The 1,322-nt window shown below is 70.5% G+C and carries 3 protein-coding genes; 2 read left to right on the top strand and 1 reads right to left on the bottom strand.

The window, feature by feature from the left end:
• Together TN53_RS46190 and TN53_RS40620 are read left to right on the top strand one after the other, a co-directional pair.
• Positions 1-175: transporter associated domain-containing protein (locus tag TN53_RS46190; protein ID WP_324609652.1), on the top strand; the 175-nt coding region annotated here is incomplete at its 5' end.
• Positions 172-1,185, top strand: coding sequence for a hemolysin family protein (locus TN53_RS40620; RefSeq protein WP_046263901.1), 1,014 nt, complete (start codon positions 172-174; stop codon positions 1,183-1,185). The genes TN53_RS46190 and TN53_RS40620, both read left to right, overlap by 4 nt.
• A 14-nt stretch (positions 1,186-1,199) precedes the next feature.
• On the opposite strand, the gene TN53_RS47065 is transcribed toward TN53_RS40620, so the two are convergent.
• Positions 1,200-1,322: lipase family protein (locus TN53_RS47065; protein ID WP_159038259.1), on the bottom strand; the 123-nt coding region annotated here is incomplete at its 5' end.

Below are 1,322 nucleotides of genomic sequence, written 5' to 3'. Positions count from 1 at the left end.
CTACGACACCGTGGCCGGTCTGATCGTGGACCGTCTGGGCCGCTTTCCGGCCATCGGCGACCGGCTCACCGTCGAACTCCTTGACGGAGGACGCGCGTTGATCGACGTACGCACGCTCGACCGGCACGTGCCGGACCGAGCCCGGATCCAGAAGGTGGCGGAGGAACAGTCATGAGCTTCCCGATGGCGCTCTTCGTCACCGTGCTGCTGCTGATCGGCAGCGGATTCTTCGTCACCGCCGAGTTCGCCCTGGTCGCCGCCAAACGGCACCGCATGGAGAAGGCCGTCGCGCAGGGACAGCGCGGCGCCAGGGCGGCCCTGGCCGGCATGCGTGAGCTGTCGCTGATGCTGGCCGGCGCCCAGCTCGGCATCACCGTCTGCACCCTGGGCCTCGGCTCGGTCTCCAAGCCGGCCATCTCCCACGAACTCGACCCGCTCCTGCACGACCTGGGCCTGCCCAGTGCCCTCAGCTACGGCATCGCGTTCGCCTTCGCGATGGTTGTCGTGGTGTTCCTGCACATGGTGCTCGGCGAGATGGCCCCCAAGTCCTGGGCCATCGCCCACCCCGAGCGCTCCGCGATGCTCCTCGCCCCGCCCTTCCGCGCCGTGGTGAAGGCGGTACGCCCGCTGATCGCGGTGCTCAACCGGATGAGCAACGCGCTCGTACGGCTGTGCCGGGTCACCCCGCGCGACGAACTCGCCTCGGTCCACAACCGCGAACAGCTCACCCACCTGGTCGAGGAGTCCGAGCGGTTGGGACTGATCAGCGAGAGCGACTCGGAGCTGCTCACCCGCTCGCTCGTCGAACCCGAGACGCCCGTCGGGGAACTCCAGATCCCGGCCGCGGAGATCACCTCGGTCGACGGTGACGCGGGCATCGACGACATCCTGCGCCTGGCCACCGACCATGACCGCACCCGCCTGCTGGTGCGGGACGCGGGCGCCGTCCTCGGCTCCGTCCATGCCCGCGACGCCCTGGTGGCCCGGGCCCGATCCAGGGCCGCCGATGCCCGTGCTCTGGCCCGGCCGGTACCGGAGGTGACGCAGGAGACCACGGTCGCGGACGCGATCGAGCTCCTGCGCCGCAACCGTGCTTCCCTGGCGGTCGTCCGGGACGCGACGGGCGGCCTCACGGGCATGGTGACGCTGGACGACCTGCTGGCCCGCTATCTGCAGCCGGCGTGAGCGCTGTCGGCCGGTCAGAGCTGTGCGGGCATGCTCCAGCAGTTGGAGGCGGCCTTCTTGCCCGACAGCCGGTCCGTCAGCCAGGCGATGGCGTCGCCCTGGTCGGTGAGCAGTGGGGCGAAGTGGTTGAGCAGTGC

Origin of the sequence: Streptomyces sp. WM6386 (assembly GCF_000972385.1) — a bacterium.
Taxonomy (GTDB): domain Bacteria; phylum Actinomycetota; class Actinomycetes; order Streptomycetales; family Streptomycetaceae; genus Streptomyces.
This window is presented reverse-complemented; position numbering and strand designations above follow the sequence as displayed.